The organism is Rhodococcus sp. C-2 (assembly GCF_027854095.1).
Taxonomy (GTDB): Bacteria; Actinomycetota; Actinomycetes; order Mycobacteriales; family Mycobacteriaceae; genus Rhodococcus_F; species Rhodococcus_F qingshengii.
The window spans coordinates 200,048-215,952 of record NZ_JAQGFI010000004.1; the positions used below are offsets into that span (position 1 = coordinate 200,048).

Below are 15,905 nucleotides of genomic sequence, written 5' to 3' on the forward strand. Positions count from 1 at the left end.
GAAGGCCTGACTATCGAGCGAAGAGCAGTGCTCGCTTGACTTCCTGAATAGCCTTTGTCACCTGGATGCCGCGGGGGCACGCGTCGGTGCAGTTGAACGTGGTGCGGCAACGCCACACGCCGTCCTTGTCGTTCAGGATGTCGAGACGCTCGGAAGCGGCCTCGTCACGGCTGTCGAAGATGAACCGGTGTGCGTTCACGATGGCAGCGGGACCGAAGTAGCTGCCGTCGCTCCAGTACACGGGGCACGACGTGGTGCAGCATGCGCAGAGGATGCACTTGGTGGTGTCGTCGAAACGAGCACGGTCGTGCTGGCTCTGGATGCGCTCACGAGTGGGCTCGTTGCCACTGGTGATGAGGAACGGCTTCACGGCGCGGAATGCGTCGAAGAAGGGCTCCATGTCGACAACCAGGTCCTTCTCGACGGGCAGGCCCTTGATGGGCTCGACCGTGATGGTGACCGGCTTGCCGTCCTTGGGCAGCATGTCCTTCATCAGCAGCTTGCAGGCCAGACGGTTCACACCGTTGATCCGCATGGCGTCCGATCCACAGACACCGTGTGCGCAGCTGCGACGGAACGTGAGGGTGCCGTCGAGGTAACCCTTTACGTACAGCAGCAGGTTGAGCAGACGGTCGGTGGGCAGTGCCGGGACCTGGAAACTGTCCCAGTGCTGGCCCTCGCCCGATTCGGGATTCATCCGCGCGATCTTGAGAGTGACCATGACGGCCCCCTCGGGAACAGCGGGGAGTTTGGGTGCATCTACAGCAGGCGCAGACATCAGTACTTACGCTCCATCGGCTCGTAGCGGGTCTGGATCACCGGCTTGTAGTCCAGACGGATGTCGGAGAGCAGGCCGTCACCCTCCTTGTACGCCATCGTGTGCTTCATGTACTCGGCGTCGTTGCGATCCGGGAAGTCCTCGCGAGCGTGGCCGCCGCGCGATTCCTTGCGGTTGAGGGCGCCGACGACGGTGACCTCTGCCATTTCGAGGAGGAAGCCCAGCTCGATGGCCTCGAGCAGGTCGCTGTTGTAGCGCTTGCCCTTGTCCTGGACCGTGATGTGGTTGTAGCGCTCCTTGAGAGCACGCACATCCTTGAGAGCCTGGGTGAGGCGCTCTTCGGTGCGGAAGACGGAGGCGTTGTTGTCCATCGACTGCTGCAGCTCGGTGCGGATGTCCGCAACGCGCTCGTGGCCGTGATCGGACAGGATGACGCCGACCCAGTCTTCGACCATCGCGGCCGGGGTTTCCGGCATGTCGACGAACTCGGTGGAGTTCGCGTACTCGGCGGCAGCGATGCCGGCGCGACGGCCGAACACGTTGATGTCGAGGAGCGAGTTGGTACCGAGACGGTTTGCACCGTGTACGGAGACACAGGCGCATTCGCCGGCCGCGTACAGACCCTTGACGATCTCGTCGTTGTTGCGCAGCACCTCACCGTTGATCTTGGTGGGGATACCGCCCATGACGTAGTGGCACGTCGGGTAGACGGGCACGGGCTCCTTGACGGGGTCCACGCCGAGGTAGGTGCGCGAGAACTCCATGATGTCGGGGAGCTTCTCGTCGAGAACTTCCTCGGGGATGTGCGTCACGTCGATGTAGACGTAGTCCTTGTTCGGGCCGGCGCCGCGGCCTTCGAGAACCTCGAGGACCATCGAACGCGCCACGATGTCACGCGGAGCGAGGTCCTTGATGGTGGGTGCGTAACGCTCCATGAAGCGTTCACCGTCGGCATTACGGAGAATGCCACCTTCACCGCGGACGGCTTCCGAGATCAGGATGCCGAGACCGGCGAGTCCTGTCGGGTGGAACTGGTGGAACTCCATGTCCTCGAGGGGCAGGCCCTTGCGGAAGATGATGCCCATGCCGTCACCGGTGAGGGTGTGCGCGTTGGACGTCGTCTTGTACATGCGTCCCGAGCCGCCGGTCGCGAAGACGATCGACTTGGCGTGGAAGATGTGCAGCTCGCCGGTCGAGAGCTCGTAGCAGATGACACCGGTGGCAACCGGGCCGTCCTCGGTCTCGGTGATGGCGATGTCGAGCGCGTAGAACTCGTTGAAGAACTCGACGTCGTGCTTGACGCAGTTCTGGTAGAGCGTCTGCAGGATCATGTGACCGGTGCGGTCGGCGGCGTAACACGCACGGCGGACGGGTGCCTTGCCGTGGTCGCGTGTGTGGCCACCGAATCGACGCTGGTCGATCTTGCCTTCGGGCGTGCGGTTGAACGGCAGACCCATCTTCTCGAGGTCGAGCACCGCGTCGATGGCCTCCTTGGCCATGATCTCGACGGCGTCCTGGTCGGCGAGGTAGTCGCCGCCCTTGACGGTGTCGAAGGTGTGCCACTCCCAGTTGTCTTCCTCCACGTTCGCCAGTGCGGCACACATGCCGCCCTGGGCCGCGCCGGTGTGGCTGCGGGTGGGGTAGAGCTTGGTCAGTACGGCCGTGCGGGCACGGGGGCCAGCTTCGATTGCCGCACGCATGCCTGCGCCACCGGCGCCGACGATGACCACGTCATAACGATGTTCCTGCATGAAGTCTGTGCTCCCCTAGCTCGCCGAGATATTGGGGTCGAAGGTGAAGATGACGTACGTGCCCAGGCCCATGATCAGGATCATCGAGAGAACGAGGATCGTGGTCAGCCAGAAGCGCGTGGAGTCCTTGCGGGAGTAGTCCGCGATGACCGTGCGCAGACCGTTACCGCCGTGCAGCTGTGCCAGCCACAACATCGTCAGATCCCAGAACTGCCAGAACGGGCTGGACCAGCGACCTGCGACGAACGCGAAGTTCAAACGGTGAACGCCACCGTCGAGCATCAGCATGATGAACATGTGGCCCAGGACCAGAACGATCAGGGCGACGCCGGAGAAGCGCATGAAGAGCCATGCGTACAACTCGAAGTTGTTCCGAGCCTTCGCGCGCGGGGACCGCGGGTTGTCCAGGCTTGCGGGACGGTCGTATGAGGTGCCCAGGCTCTTGGCTTCGGGTCCGTGAGTAGTCGCCATGTCAGTGCTCCGCAAACATGTTGATGAGGATGCGTCCGGCGCCTGGGATCATCACCAGGAACCAGATCGTCAGAATGGTCCAGAGCATGACGCGCTGGTACTTCGGGCCCTTCGACCAGAAGTCCACCAACATCACGCGCACGCCGTTGAGGGCGTGGTAGAGGACTACGCCGACGAGGCCGATCTCCATGAGGCCGACGAGGGGGTTCTTGTACGTGTCGATGACGGCGTCGTACGTATCGGGATTGACCCGAACGAGTGCCGTATCGAGAACGTGTACGAATAGGAAGAAGAAAGTAGCGACGCCTGTGATCCGGTGTAGAACCCAGGACCACATTCCGGGGTCGCCCCGGTAAAGCGACCTCGTGCGCTCCTTCTGAGGAGCGGCTTCAGTCGTAGTACTCATCGAGTGCTGTGCCTCCAACGTCATTGGTGGACGCGTCGAGCCTGCAGAGAGCTTCGATGTACCTCAGCCCGGGCTCGACGGGATCCTGAACCGACTTGACTCAGACTCTAAACCTATGTGAAACCGGGAACTAATCAGATGCGGGATTCGTACGCGTACCAAACTCTTTGTAAGGTTTGCCTTTCCAATCTCGCCGAGACGGTTTCGGCGTGGTTTCTGCATCCATTCAGTCGGCGTGATTGGATAACGAACCATGGGTGACATCGACTGGAAGTTGTTGCGGCACAACGCGCAAGTGGTCATGCGGCAGGCTTATGCACCGTACTCGGGCTATGCAGTGGGTGCAGCTGCCCTGGTAGACGATGGTCGGATCGTCTCAGGATGCAATGTGGAAAATGTCTCATACGGTTTGAGCCTGTGTGCCGAATGTGGACTCGTCGGTAACTTGGCCGCCACCGGGGGCGGGCGGCTGATTGCCTTCACGTGCTGCGACGCGAAGGGCTCGATTCTGATGCCATGCGGCAGGTGCAGACAGCTTCTTCTCGAGCACGGCGGGGGTGAGATGCTTGTCGACACGAGCAGTGGGTTCAAGCCGCTGAGCGAGCTGTTGCCTGATGCTTTCGGGCCGGAACAAGCAGAGGGGCTCCGCCATGTTTGACGCAGTTTCCATCATCGGCGCCAAGCGTGACGGCCGCGAGCTGTCGGGAACCGAGATCGACTGGATAGTTCAGGCGTTCACTGAGGGGGTCGTCGGCGACGAGCAGATGTCGGCGCTCGCGATGGCGATCTACTTCCGCGGAATGTCGCGAGCAGAGACCGGTCGATGGACCGAGGCGATGATCGAATCCGGCGGGAGGATGGACTTTTCGGACTTGCCGCTGCCCACCGTCGACAAGCATTCGACCGGTGGAGTGGGGGACAAGATCACCCTTCCGCTTGCACCCCTCGTCGCTGCCTGTGGTCTTGCAGTCCCGCAGTTGTCGGGCCGCGGACTCGGCCACACCGGTGGAACTCTCGACAAGCTCGAGGCCATTCCAGGTTGGCGAGCCGAGCTCACGGCGACGGAGATGGTCGACATTCTCTCGGATCCGAAAATCGGCGCGGTGATCTGCGCTGCCGGAGCGAATCTGGCCCCCGCGGACAAGAAGCTCTACGCGCTGCGCGACGTGACCGGAACGGTGGAATCCATTCCGCTGATCGCAAGTTCGATCATGAGCAAGAAGATTGCCGAGGGAACCGGCGCCCTGGTGCTCGACGTCAAGGTCGGTTCCGGAGCGTTCATGAAGGACCTCGGCGACGCGCGAGAGTTGGCACGCACGATGGTCGAGCTTGGCAACGACGCCGGCGTGCGTACAAGCGCTCTCATCACCGGGATGGACACCCCGCTCGGATTGACGGCGGGCAACGCCCTCGAGGTACGTGAATCCGTCGAGGTGCTGGCAGGCGGCGGGCCGTCGGACGTCGTCGAGCTGACCCTGGTCCTGGCTCGGGAGATGCTGTCAGCGGCCGGGATCGACGGTATCGACCCCGCCGACAAACTGGCCGACGGCACGGCAATGGACCGGTGGCGCGCGATGATCGCCGCACAAGGTGGGGACCCACACGCGACGCTGCCGGTGGCCCGGCACAGCGACGTCGTCACCGCGGACCGAGACGGCGTACTGACCCGACTCGACGCCATGGCGGTGGGCATCGCGGCCTGGAAACTGGGAGCCGGACGCGAACGGCAGGGCGAAGCCGTTCAGGCCGGTGCCGGCATCGAGATGCATGCAAAGCCTGGCGACGTGGTCCGTGCCGGGCAGAAGCTGATGACATTGCACACCGACACTCCCGAGAGATTTGATGCAGCGCGACGAAGCCTCGGCGGTGGATGGTCGATCGGGACCGATTCCGACACCGTTTCGCGACCGTTGCTCATCGAGCGAATTGTGGGTGATTCGCGTTAGCGTTGGCGAATGAACGCACCGGAGTTGACCACGATCCGCAGCGCACCCAAAGTTCTTCTCCACGATCATCTCGACGGAGGACTCCGACCCGAGACCGTTCTCGAACTGGCCGAGCAATGTGGCTACGACGAGCTGCCGGCGAATACGGCATCCGAACTGGCGCAATGGTTCCGAACTGCCGCTGACAGTGGATCGCTCGAGCTCTACCTCGAAACGTTCGCGCACACAGTCGCCGTGATGCAGACCCCCGAAGGGCTCGCACGGGTGGCACGTGAGTGTGCCGAGGATCTGGCCGACGACAACGTCGTCTATGCCGAGATCCGTTTTGCGCCCGAGCAGCACCTGGAACAAGGCCTGAGTTTGGACGAGGTCGTCGAGCACGTTCTCGAAGGTTTCCGGGCCGGCGAATCCGCTGCCAGGGTCGCGGGACGGGAGATCCGCATCGGCTGTCTTCTCACGGCGATGAGGCATGCCGCGCGGTCGCGGGAGATCGCCGAACTCGCTGTGCGATTCCGGGACCGCGGGGTTGTCGGTTTCGACATCGCCGGCGCCGAGGCCGGAAACCCACCGAGCCGGCACCTCGACGCGTTCGAGTACATGCGTGACGCGAACGCCCACTTCACGATTCACGCGGGTGAGGCTTTCGGGTTGCCGTCGATCCACGAAGCCATCGCCTTCTGCGGAGCGGATCGGTTGGGCCACGGCGTGCGGATCGTGGACGACATCGACGTAGGCGTGCCAGGTGGGGCAGAACTGGGTCGGCTCGCGAACTACGTCCGTGACATGCGCATTCCCCTGGAACTGTGCCCGAGTTCGAACGTGCAGACCGGAGCCGTAGCCGCCCTGGCGGACCATCCGTTCGGACTGTTGGCGGACTTGCGCTTCCGAGTGACCGTCAACACCGACAACAGGCTGATGAGCGACACCACCATGAGCCGGGAAATGGCCGCGTTGGTCGAGACCTTCGGTTACGGATGGACCGATCTCGAACGCTTCACCATCAACGCGATGAAGTCGGCCTTCATCCCGTTCGACGAGCGCCTCGCGTTGATCGACGACGTCATCAAGCCGGGCTACGCCGTGCTCATCGGCTAGATGACGTGCGCCCGACTACTCAGATCGAAGCCGGGCCTCGAACTCGCGCTCGAGTTCGCGCCAGGCCTCGGATTCCTTGGTGAACGGCGCACTCGGAGCCATCCGCGACGGATCGGGGTTGAGGAGGTACGAGACGTACCAACCCAGCTCGTTCGACGCGGACAGAGCCTCCTCGGTGGAGTCGTCGTCGGCGAAATCCGCTGCATCGGTGAACAATTCGACTGCGAGTTCCAGCTGCTCGGCATCTACGACGTCCGGGCCCTGGGCGAGGTCATCGGCGATACCGGGCAGAACGTAGACGTTCTCGTCCGTGACCTCGATTTCGAGTGAACCGTCGACGGCCGCATTCTGAATTTCGCCGTACGTACTGACCTGCGAGAGATCGTGTTCGTGGTTGTCGGCGAGGTAGCGAGCGAGTGCGCGCTCGCTACGGAAGACGGTGATCAGTCCGTCCTTGCCGAGGAAGATCGCCTGATCTCCCATGTAGCAGCGCAGAGTGTAGAACGTCTCGGCCGAGGTGATGATGCGGATCGGGTCGACACCGACCTCACCCCAGAAGGTCTCGACTTCGTCTTCGTCCTCTTCGAGGTCGTCTTCGTCGAATTCCTCGTCCTCGCCCTCCTCGGCGACATCGTCGGCGTCGACGGTGTTCTCGGCGGCAGCGAGCAGTTCAGCTTCGGCGACCGCCACAGCAGCTGCATCGACCTTCGGGGAGGTGACCACCTTGTCGATGGCGTCGAGAACGGCGTCCCAGTCCTTGACGATCGCAGCGCCGACCTGGTCCCACAGCTCCAGGCCTTCGCGGCCTTCGAAGGTGCCGGCGCCGGTGGCAAGCGCGCCGAGTACCGGATGGCCGCTGAAGAAGCGGATGACCGCGTCGAGTTCGCACACCTCACCGATGTTGCGAGCCATGTTCAGTGTGTCTTCGAGTTCCGAGACCACCAGTGCCTCAGGGTCACCTGCGGCCAGTTCCGGCACGCCGACGAAGTCGAACGTGAAGTTCTCTTCCGGTTCCAACTCGGCTGCCGACAGTCCGGAGACGACGGCCCACGCCGGATGCTCGACCAGGTCGTTGTCGGAGTCCGTTCGGATGAAGGCCGCGAGTTCCGCGACGGAGGAGAACCCGTAGAGGTCTTCCTCATGGCCGAGAAACGCTTCCCACTCGTCGTCGCCCTCGCGCCAGCGAGGTGCCCACAAAGTGACGAGGTCTCCGTCGGTGAGTCCGATTTCGATAGGGACGATGTCTCCAGCCATGGGCGGAAGCCTATCCACCGCAGCGCGAAAGGCATAGCGGGGGTTCGTCACGTTTGTTTCAGGGCTACTCGGAGCTCACTGACCAGTCGCTCGCGTTCGTCGTTGGACTGTTGAACTGCCTGGTGAATCGTGGCCACCGTCAATGCGGCCACCGTCTGAGAATTCATCGCGGTGATTGCGTCGGTGATCCGTAGGTCGACCAGAGCGCCCAGCCCGTCGACAGTCGCCGTGACTATCCCACCCTCGCTCGAGACGACTACCCGAAGAGCGCCGACCCCGTCGACGGCGTCCTGCAAGAGTCCCGTCCGGTGTTTCGCCAGCTCCATGATTCGATCAATCTCGCTCATATCGAACGCATCCAGCTCGACGGAAGGTTCTGGCCCTCGGCGGCGTCGACATCGGCCAGTTCGTCTCGGGTCGGTAGACCGAGCCGATCGAGGATCGCTGCCGGGACTCCGGTCTCCTCGAGCTCCACACGATGGCGGGCGCCGGCTTCGATTGCTGCATGTGAGCACAGCGTGAGTATCTGCTGCGCCAACCGCTGCCCGCCGTACCGCAGTTCGTCCTGGCTGATCCGCAGGTCCACGGGCACGGCGTGCTCCGTGGCGCGGACCGCGATGGTTCCGGCGCGGTTGACGGCTACGGCTGTGATGATCGGCGGTGATTCGCGCTTGTTCTCGGGCATGATTCCCTGTCATTCCGTCGGACGGTAGAAGCCGTGAAAGCCCATGCCGCTGTTCGTGGTTCGGATGGCGCTGATCTCGACAGGATCGCCGGCTTCGACCATCTGACCGTTGCCGATCACCATGGCGACGTGTCCGTCCCAGACCGCGAGGTCGCCCGGCATCAGATTGTTCTGATCGACCTGGTTCCCGATTCCCTGTTCCTGAGCCAACCTCGGAATATCGACTCCGGCCTGGCCGTACGCCCATTGCGTCAGACCACTGCAGTCCAGACCGACTCCGGGTGTCGTGCCTCCCCAGGCGTACGGGACACCCTGTTGAGTGAGCGCGTTGCGTACGGCAGCAGCGGCCTCGGCGTTCGGTGCGGTGGCAATCGAGCCGTCGGGAAGTTCGACCTCAACGCCACCTGAACTGCTGGCGCCGGTTGCTCCGGAGCGCGGTGTCGCGAGGAGTGAATCGACAGAATCGCCGGAACCACCCGCCGAACCGGAGACTCCAGGTGCGGGATCGGGTATCGGGACGGACGGGACGAGTGCGGACATCTTGTCGGTCGACCCGGCCAGCTCACCGCGTACCCGCTCGATAACCGATACCGCGCGTCCGAGGTGCTCCAACGCGGCCGACAACAACATCAATTGGCCCGTCGGTGTCATCAGCGTCGGCCCGGCCTTGATCGCGAGTGTCAGAAACGACTGGAGAATCTCACCGAGTTCGGTCATTCCCGCGTACACGGACGTTGTCGCTTCGTCCACGACGCCGGCGATGTCGGTCCCACGATCGGCGAGGTTTCGCGTCGACGTCTGCGTCTGCTCGGTTTTGGTCACCGCAGCAGTGAGCGCCGTGGACGAACTCTGAGAGGACGCCAGTTCGCTCAGTGCCGCGCTTCCCAGTTGGTAGGCGATCTCGAGGGCGTCCGTGGCGATTCGGATGCCGACGTCGGGTCCACTTGCGCTGGGGACACCAGTCCCGACAGTGTCGACCAGGTCGATGATCGGTCGTGCGAGTGCGTCGACGTCGATCATGAGCGTGCGGCTTCGGTGAGAGCCCTTCGTACCGATTCCTCGGAGTCGAGATAGACGGCATGAGCGTCGAGGGCGGCCGACCGGACACTGGAAATTACAGTGGACAGTCGATCGATGTCGTCGATGTGCGCTTGTTGTGCCCGGCCCGCGACGCCGACGAAGTCGCCGCCGATCAGCCCGAGCACAGCGGACAGAGCCATGTGATCGCCACCCGCCGCGTCCTGTCGAGCTTGCGCGACGTTGTCGGCAACAGTGCCCAACCGCGTGGCGAACTCCGCGATGCTTTCAGTGTCCAGATCCAGATTTGTCAACTTGTCTTCCCCCCGTTGCGCTTACTCCTTCTTGGACGCCGCGCGGGGTGCTCCGGTTCCCGAGGAACTATTCTGATGGTCATGCAAACGCACGTAGTCGACCATCCGCTCGCGGCGGCCCTCTTGACGACAATGCGTGACGCACGCAGTGAGAACGCGACTTTTCGTTCCGCACTTCGCAGGCTCACGCACATGCTGGTCTACGAGGCCATGCGTGACGCGGAGGTCGAGGAGTTCCCGGTCGACACCCCGGTGGCAGCGACGACGGGCATCCGGCTCGCGAAGCCGCCGTTGTTGGTACCCGTGCTGCGGGCCGGTCTGGGCATGGTCGAACAGGCGAGTGCGCTGATTCCGTCGGCCGGCGTCGGCTTTGTCGGAATGGCACGTGACGAAGAGACTCATCAGCCGGTTCCGTACCTCGAATCCCTGCCGGCGGATCTGTCCGGGATCCCGGTGTTCGTGCTCGATCCGATGCTCGCCACCGGTGGTTCGATGGTGCACACCATCGACTTGCTGGTTGCGCGTGGCGCGACGGATGTCACGGCAGTGTGCGTCGTGGCCGCTCCGGCCGGCGTCGACGCGCTGGCAGCGTCCGGCCACCCGGTTCGTCTGGTCATCGCGAGCATCGACGACGGACTCGACGAGAACGCTTTCATCGTCCCCGGTCTCGGTGACGCCGGCGATCGGCAGTTCGGACCCCGCTAGAGCGAAAAGGCGAAGGTTCGGAGTTCGGCCAGCCGGGCCTTCGCCTGCTCTACTGCGTTCGCGAGGTCGGCGCGGTTCGCCACCGGGACGACAACTTCGAGATAGCACTTGAGCTTGGGCTCGGTTCCGGACGGTCGAACAACCACGCGGATCGACGGCCCGTCGAATATCACTGCGTCGGTGCGCATACCACCGCGAACCAGGGACAAGTCCTCGGTCGTGACCGGCTCACCCGCGAGTTGGCCAGGCGGATCGGCGCGTAGCCGTTTCATCATTTCCGCGATGTCACTCGAGTCCTCGACGCGGCGGGATACTTGGTCCCCACGATGCAGTCCGAATTCGACGGCATAGTCGCCCAGAACGTCCAGCAGGGTTCTGTTGCTGACCGCGAGGGTGGCAGCCAAGTCGGCCACCAGAACGGCAGCTGAAATTCCGTCCTTGTCCCGCACCACATCCGGATCGACGCAGTGCCCGATCGCTTCCTCGTAGGCGTAGACGAGTCCGTCGCCGGCACGCGTGAGCCACTTGAAACCGGTGAGTGTCTGCGCAAACCTGGCTCCGCGGGCTCTCGCCAACTTCGAGAGCAGGGTCGAGGAGACGATCGTCGTCGCCACCAACGAATCTTCGGGCGCCGTGCTCAGTACGTGGTCGGCCAGGAGCACCCCGGTTTCGTCGCCGCGCAACATGCGCCACTGATCACCGTCGCGAACTCCGACGGCGCAGCGGTCGGCATCCGGGTCGAGTGCGATCGCCAGATCCGCGTCGACACTTCGGGCAAGGGCGAGCAGGCGGTCTGCGGCGCCGGGCTCTTCGGGATTGGGGAACTCGACGGTCGGAAACGTGGGGTCGGGATCGAACTGCTCCGCCACGACGTGCAGGTCCTCGAATCCTGCTGCTCGCAGAGCCGCGGTCGCAGTCTCACCCCCGACGCCGTGCATTGCCGTGAGCGCAATCCGGATCGAGCGGGCGTCGCCGTGCGGGAGGGTCGCGATGCGGGCGATGTACTCCTCGACCAGAGAATCGTCGGCCGGAATCACCGATGCTCGCGCGACGTCGGCGGCACTACCGATGCGAGCGATCTCGCTCTCGATTTCACGATCGGCGGGGGAGACGAGTTGCGCTCCGCCCGAGAGATACACCTTGTAACCGTTGTCGGCGGCAGGATTGTGGGAGGCGGTGATCTGGATACCTGCCGCTGCCCCGAGCCTGCGCACCGCGAACGCCACCAGCGGTGTCGGCAGTGGGCGGGGGAGCAGGGTCACCTCGAACCCGGCCGCTGCCATGACCTCGGCGGCGGCGAGAGCAAATGCCTCTGAACCGAGCCGGGCGTCGCGGCCGACCACAACGCGGGACCCGCCCTGGCAGCGAGCTGTCAGCCAGGCCGCCAGACCGGCGGTGGTCCGGATGACGACCGCGAGGTTCATGCCGTTGGGTCCACCGCGCACCGGCCCGCGAAGCCCAGCAGTGCCGAACGTCAGTGGTGCGGAAAAGCGTTCGGTCAGTTCATGTTCGGAAAGGGCGGCTAATTCTGCGCGGGTAACCGGGTCCGGATCGGCGTCGATCCACTCGGTGACGTTCAGTGGTGTCACAGCTGCTCGACCAGTTGACGCAGCAGCACTCCCATCCGGGCCGCCGAGGCTTTGCCTGCCGCCAGCACTTCCTGATGGTCGAGCGGGGCGCCCGTGATTCCGGCGGCCAGATTGGTGACCATGGAGATGCCGAGAACGCGGGCGCCGAGCGCGCGAGCCGCGATGGTCTCGTGAACTGTCGACATGCCGACCAGATCGGCGCCGAGTGTACGAAGCATTCGAATCTCGGCTGGAGTCTCGTAGTGCGGACCGGGAAGCCCGGCGTAAACACCCTCGGCAAGGTCCGGGTCGATCGAGCGAGCCAGCGCACGCAGTTCCGGCGAGTAGGCGTCGACCAGGTCGACGAACTCTGCGCCGACGAGGGGAGAGCGGGCCGTCAGGTTCAGGTGGTCACTGATCAGCACCGGTTGACCGACTGTGTAGTTTTCAGCAATACCGCCGGCCGCATTGGTGAGGATGACCGTTTGGGCACCGGCAGCAATGGCTGTCCGGACCGGGTGGACGACGGTACCGAGATCGTGGCCCTCGTATGCGTGCGCGCGCCCGAGCAGCAGCAGGACTTCGGTGTTTCCGACGCGCACCGAACGAATGGTGCCCGCATGGCCGAGAGCGGACGGTGGGGCGAAGCCAGGAAGATCCGCCATCGAGACTTCGGCTGTCACGTCCGCACCGGCGTCGCCGAACACGTCTGCGGCATCGGTCCACCCCGACCCGAGCACGATGGCGACTGACGGTGACGAAGAGCCAGTCATGGCGGACAGAGCAGCGGCGGCGGCCTCGGCGATCGTTCCCATGTGAGCAACCCTACTGAGGAGTCGGGTCGGTTCGCCGGGTGAGTTGGCGGGCGTTACTCTCCCATCCATGCCTTATCTCGAACGCGACGGCGACGTATTCATCCTGTACCTCGGCAACGAGGGCGAAACGGACAACGAGAACCGCTTCGGCCCTGAGTGGATCGACGCTGTTCACAGCAAGTTGGACGAGGTCGAAGCGCACGAGGGGCCCGCAGCCCTGGTGACGACGGCGACGGGCAAGTTCTACACGAACGGCCTGGACACGACGTGGATCTTCGGCAATCTCGACGGTCTCCCCGGCTACCTGGACAAGGTCCACACCATCTACAGCCGTTTGCTGACCTTCCCGATGGCCACGGTCGCGGCCGTGCAGGGGCACGCGTTCGGCGCCGGCGCCATGCTCGCGTCCTCGCACGATTTCCAGATCATGCGCGCGGACCGCGGCTTCTACTGCCTGCCCGAGGTGGGACTGAACATGCCGTTCACTGTCGGGATGTCTGCACTGCTGAACAGTCGTCTGCCCAAGCAGACGGCAGTCGATGCCATGACGACGGGGCGTCGCTTCGGCGGCGCCGACGCACTCGCTGCCGGCATCGTGCAGGAAACGGTCGACGGCGACGGAGTGCTCGCCGCTGCTGTGGCCAAGGCGTCGGCACTGACGTCGACTCACGGCAAGAACTTGGCGGGAATCAAGGCAGGCATCCACCGCGATGCTCTTGCAGACCTCGCTCAGGTGACTGACAAGAGCAACTTCTCCTTCGGGTGAGACAATGATCGCGTGAACCAGAATGTCGACAGCGCAGTCAGGTCCGTAGAGGCCGATCTGATTGCGCTGTCGCATTCGATTCACAGCGACCCGGAACTCGCCTTCGAGGAGTTCCGCAGCGCTGCCAAAGTGTCGGACCTGCTGGCGCAGCACGGTTTCGCGGTCACTCACGGGATCGTCGATCTGCCGACGGCTTTCGATGCCACCTACGGCAGCGGAGAGTTGGTCATCGCGATCTGCGCCGAGTACGACGCGCTGCCCGAGATCGGTCATGCCTGTGGGCACAACATCATTGCCGCCGCAGCGGTCGGGGCCGGCATCGCGTTGGCTACCGTGGCCGACGAACTGGGGATCACCGTCCGAGTGATCGGTACTCCGGCGGAGGAAACCGGTGGCGGCAAGGTCCTGATGCTCGAGCGTGGTGCCTTCGACGGCGTCGGCGCGGCCATGATGGTTCATCCAGGGCCGATCGACATCATCGGTGCGACCTCGCTGGCCTTGGCGGACATCGCCGTGAGTTATCACGGTCGCGAGGCGCATGCGTCTGCTGCGCCGGAGTTCGGTCGTAACGCCGCCGACGCAGCGACTCTCGCTCAGGTGGCGGTCGGACTGTTGCGTCAGCACCTGCAGCCAGGTCAGCAGATTCACGGAATCGTCAGTGACGGCGGCACGGCTCCCAACATCGTTCCGGCTCGGTCCGAATTGCTCTACTACCTGCGTGCCGAAACGGCCGCGTCGTTGGCCAATCTGTCCGAGCGTGCCGACGCGTGCTTCGCCTCGGGTGCACTCGGCACCGGGTGCACCCACGAAATCCGCACGGTATCGCCTACTTACACCGAGTTGACCCCCGATCCGTGGCTGGCGGCGGCGTACCGTGAACAGATCGTCGATCTCGGGCGGGTGCCACTGGCAGCGGAATGGGAGCGCTCCCGTCCACTGGGTAGTACGGATATGGGTAATGTGACCAATGTGATTCCGGGAATTCACCCGGTCATAGGCTTGGATTCATCGGGGGCAGTGACACATCAGCCGGAGTTCGCGGCTGCGTGTATCACCACCTCCGCAGATCGAGCGGTAGTCGACGGTGCAATTGCGTTGGCCCGCACTGCTGTCCGGGTAGCGTCCGATCCAGAACAACGCGCCCGTCTGTTGGAAGGGGTAGATCGCCGGTGAACGCGGCAATCGACACGTGGATTCACGCGCACACCGACGACCTCGTCGCGTGGCGTCGACACATCCATGCCAACCCGGAGTTGGCTCGCCGCGAATACGCGACCACCGAATTCGTCGCCACCCGCCTCACTGCCGCTGGATTGTCGCCGAAGATCCTTCCCGGTGGCACCGGTCTCACGTGCGATATCGGACCGGAGGGTCCACGAATCGCACTGCGCGCCGACATGGACGCTTTGCCGATGCAGGAGGCGACCGGAGCGACGTACTCGTCCACGGTCCCCGGTGTGTCCCATGCGTGCGGCCACGACGCCCACACCACCATCTTGCTCGGCGCCGGACTGGCTCTGGCCGCGCTGCCCGAACTTCCCGTCGGGGTTCGGCTGATATTCCAGCCCGCCGAGGAAGTCATGCCTGGCGGAGCACTCGACGTCATCGCCGCGGGCGCGCTCGACGGTGTGTCCAGAATCTTTGCTCTGCACTGCGATCCGCGACTCGAGGCAGGCCAGGTGGGAATGCGCCTGGGTGCGATCACCTCTGCTGCCGACACGATCGAGGTCGTCCTCGACTCTCCGGGTGGGCACACGTCGCGGCCGCATTTGACCACGGATCTGATCTACGCGCTCGGCACCGTCGTGACCGGGCTGCCGGGAATGCTCAGCCGTCGTATCGATCCGCGTACCGGAACCGTCATGGTGTGGGGCGCGGTCAGCGCAGGTCAGGCGCCCAACGCGATTCCGCAGACCGGCATGATGACGGGCACGGTACGTACCGGCGATCACGACACCTGGGAGTTGCTCGAACCGCTCGTGGAAGAAATCGTCCACGGACTGCTCGCACCCACCGGAGTTCGCTACCAACTCAACTATCGTCGCGGAGTGCCTCCGGTCGTCAACGACGAGGTGTCCACTCGGATGTTCGAGGACGCCATCGCGACCGTCGGACAAGATGCTTTGGCGGACACCCCGCAATCCGGTGGTGGCGAAGACTTTTCGTGGTACCTCGAAACCGTGCCGGGTGCCATGGCGCGGCTCGGCGTGTGGTCGGGTGAGGGCGATCAGCTCGACATCCACCAACCCACTTTCGATCTCGACGAGCGAGCACTCGGCGTCGGTGTGAAGGTTCTGACGAGCCTGGTTCTGGGATAGTTCCGGTTCCCGTCGG

18 protein-coding genes are annotated in these 15,905 nt (G+C 64.0%); 7 read left to right on the top strand and 11 right to left on the bottom strand.

The window, feature by feature from the left end:
- Positions 1–10: 10 nt before the first annotated feature.
- From PCS43_RS10060 to sdhC, 4 genes are read right to left on the bottom strand one after another with little or no spacing between them, the layout of a single operon-like run.
- Positions 11–778, bottom strand: coding sequence for a succinate dehydrogenase iron-sulfur subunit (locus tag PCS43_RS10060; RefSeq protein WP_003940925.1), 768 nt, complete (start codon positions 776–778; stop codon positions 11–13).
- Positions 778–2,529 (bottom strand): succinate dehydrogenase flavoprotein subunit, encoded by a 1,752-nt coding sequence (gene sdhA / locus PCS43_RS10065; protein ID WP_003941011.1) that lies wholly within the window; start codon positions 2,527–2,529, stop codon positions 778–780. The genes PCS43_RS10060 and sdhA overlap by 1 nt, the downstream gene beginning before the upstream one ends.
- A gap of 15 nt (positions 2,530–2,544) precedes the next feature.
- Positions 2,545–3,000 (bottom strand): succinate dehydrogenase hydrophobic membrane anchor subunit, encoded by a 456-nt coding sequence (locus PCS43_RS10070; RefSeq protein WP_003940699.1) that lies wholly within the window; start codon positions 2,998–3,000, stop codon positions 2,545–2,547.
- 1 nt (position 3,001) lies between these two features.
- On the bottom strand, positions 3,002–3,406 hold the full coding sequence (sdhC, locus tag PCS43_RS10075; RefSeq protein WP_020969155.1) for a succinate dehydrogenase, cytochrome b556 subunit: 405 nt from the start codon (positions 3,404–3,406) through the stop codon (positions 3,002–3,004).
- 253 nt (positions 3,407–3,659) lie between these two features.
- Between sdhC and PCS43_RS10080 the strand changes: the two genes are divergently transcribed.
- From PCS43_RS10080 to PCS43_RS10090, 3 genes are read left to right on the top strand one after another with little or no spacing between them, the layout of a single operon-like run.
- Positions 3,660–4,064 (top strand): cytidine deaminase, encoded by a 405-nt coding sequence (locus PCS43_RS10080; RefSeq protein WP_042449639.1) that lies wholly within the window; start codon positions 3,660–3,662, stop codon positions 4,062–4,064.
- Positions 4,057–5,352 (top strand): thymidine phosphorylase, encoded by a 1,296-nt coding sequence (locus tag PCS43_RS10085; protein WP_042449637.1) that lies wholly within the window; start codon positions 4,057–4,059, stop codon positions 5,350–5,352. Before PCS43_RS10080 ends, PCS43_RS10085 begins: the two co-directional genes overlap by 8 nt.
- Before the next feature lie 9 nt (positions 5,353–5,361).
- Positions 5,362–6,447, top strand: coding sequence for an adenosine deaminase (locus PCS43_RS10090; protein WP_007727325.1), 1,086 nt, complete (start codon positions 5,362–5,364; stop codon positions 6,445–6,447).
- A gap of 15 nt (positions 6,448–6,462) precedes the next feature.
- On the opposite strand, the gene PCS43_RS10095 is transcribed toward PCS43_RS10090, so the two are convergent.
- Genes PCS43_RS10095 through PCS43_RS10115 form a run of 5 tightly spaced genes read right to left on the bottom strand, consistent with a single transcriptional unit; the run spans position 6,463 to position 9,717 of the window.
- Positions 6,463–7,701: a hypothetical protein gene (locus PCS43_RS10095; RefSeq protein ID WP_003940713.1), complete on the bottom strand. Its 1,239-nt coding sequence runs from the start codon at positions 7,699–7,701 to the stop codon at positions 6,463–6,465.
- Between the two features lie 47 nt (positions 7,702–7,748).
- Positions 7,749–8,048 carry a YbaB/EbfC family nucleoid-associated protein gene (locus PCS43_RS10100; RefSeq protein WP_007727324.1) on the bottom strand — a complete coding sequence of 100 codons (300 nt, stop codon included), beginning with the start codon at positions 8,046–8,048 and terminating at the stop codon, positions 7,749–7,751.
- Positions 8,045–8,386, bottom strand: coding sequence for a hypothetical protein (locus PCS43_RS10105; RefSeq protein WP_162114158.1), 342 nt, complete (start codon positions 8,384–8,386; stop codon positions 8,045–8,047). The genes PCS43_RS10100 and PCS43_RS10105 overlap by 4 nt, the downstream gene beginning before the upstream one ends.
- A 9-nt stretch (positions 8,387–8,395) precedes the next feature.
- Positions 8,396–9,406, bottom strand: coding sequence for a C40 family peptidase (locus PCS43_RS10110; RefSeq protein ID WP_209908112.1), 1,011 nt, complete (start codon positions 9,404–9,406; stop codon positions 8,396–8,398).
- Complete coding sequence (locus tag PCS43_RS10115) at positions 9,403–9,717, bottom strand: type VII secretion target (protein ID WP_042449627.1); 315 nt, start codon at positions 9,715–9,717, stop codon at positions 9,403–9,405. Before PCS43_RS10115 ends, PCS43_RS10110 begins: the two co-directional genes overlap by 4 nt.
- Before the next feature lie 81 nt (positions 9,718–9,798).
- On the opposite strand from PCS43_RS10115, the gene upp reads away from it, so the two are divergent.
- Positions 9,799–10,422: a uracil phosphoribosyltransferase gene (upp, locus tag PCS43_RS10120; RefSeq protein ID WP_007727319.1), complete on the top strand. Its 624-nt coding sequence runs from the start codon at positions 9,799–9,801 to the stop codon at positions 10,420–10,422.
- Here upp and PCS43_RS10125 read toward each other — a convergent pair.
- Entirely contained in the window at positions 10,419–12,011 is a 1,593-nt protein-coding gene (locus PCS43_RS10125) for a phospho-sugar mutase (protein WP_042449625.1), read from the bottom strand. The two genes, upp and PCS43_RS10125, sit on opposite strands and share 4 nt — an antisense overlap.
- The gene (locus PCS43_RS10130) at positions 12,008–12,805 is read right to left on the bottom strand and encodes a purine-nucleoside phosphorylase (RefSeq protein ID WP_030535061.1); all 798 of its coding nucleotides are present in this window, start codon (positions 12,803–12,805) and stop codon (positions 12,008–12,010) included. Before PCS43_RS10130 ends, PCS43_RS10125 begins: the two co-directional genes overlap by 4 nt.
- Before the next feature lie 67 nt (positions 12,806–12,872).
- Between PCS43_RS10130 and PCS43_RS10135 the strand changes: the two genes are divergently transcribed.
- Genes PCS43_RS10135 through PCS43_RS10145 form a run of 3 tightly spaced genes read left to right on the top strand, consistent with a single transcriptional unit; the run spans position 12,873 to position 15,889 of the window.
- Complete coding sequence (locus tag PCS43_RS10135; protein WP_003940710.1) at positions 12,873–13,571, top strand: enoyl-CoA hydratase-related protein; 699 nt, start codon at positions 12,873–12,875, stop codon at positions 13,569–13,571.
- A gap of 12 nt (positions 13,572–13,583) precedes the next feature.
- The gene (locus PCS43_RS10140; protein ID WP_003940688.1) at positions 13,584–14,744 is read left to right on the top strand and encodes a M20 family metallopeptidase; all 1,161 of its coding nucleotides are present in this window, start codon (positions 13,584–13,586) and stop codon (positions 14,742–14,744) included.
- Positions 14,741–15,889 carry a M20 family metallopeptidase gene (locus tag PCS43_RS10145; RefSeq protein ID WP_030535060.1) on the top strand — a complete coding sequence of 383 codons (1,149 nt, stop codon included), beginning with the start codon at positions 14,741–14,743 and terminating at the stop codon, positions 15,887–15,889. Before PCS43_RS10140 ends, PCS43_RS10145 begins: the two co-directional genes overlap by 4 nt.
- Positions 15,890–15,905 lie beyond the last annotated feature (16 nt).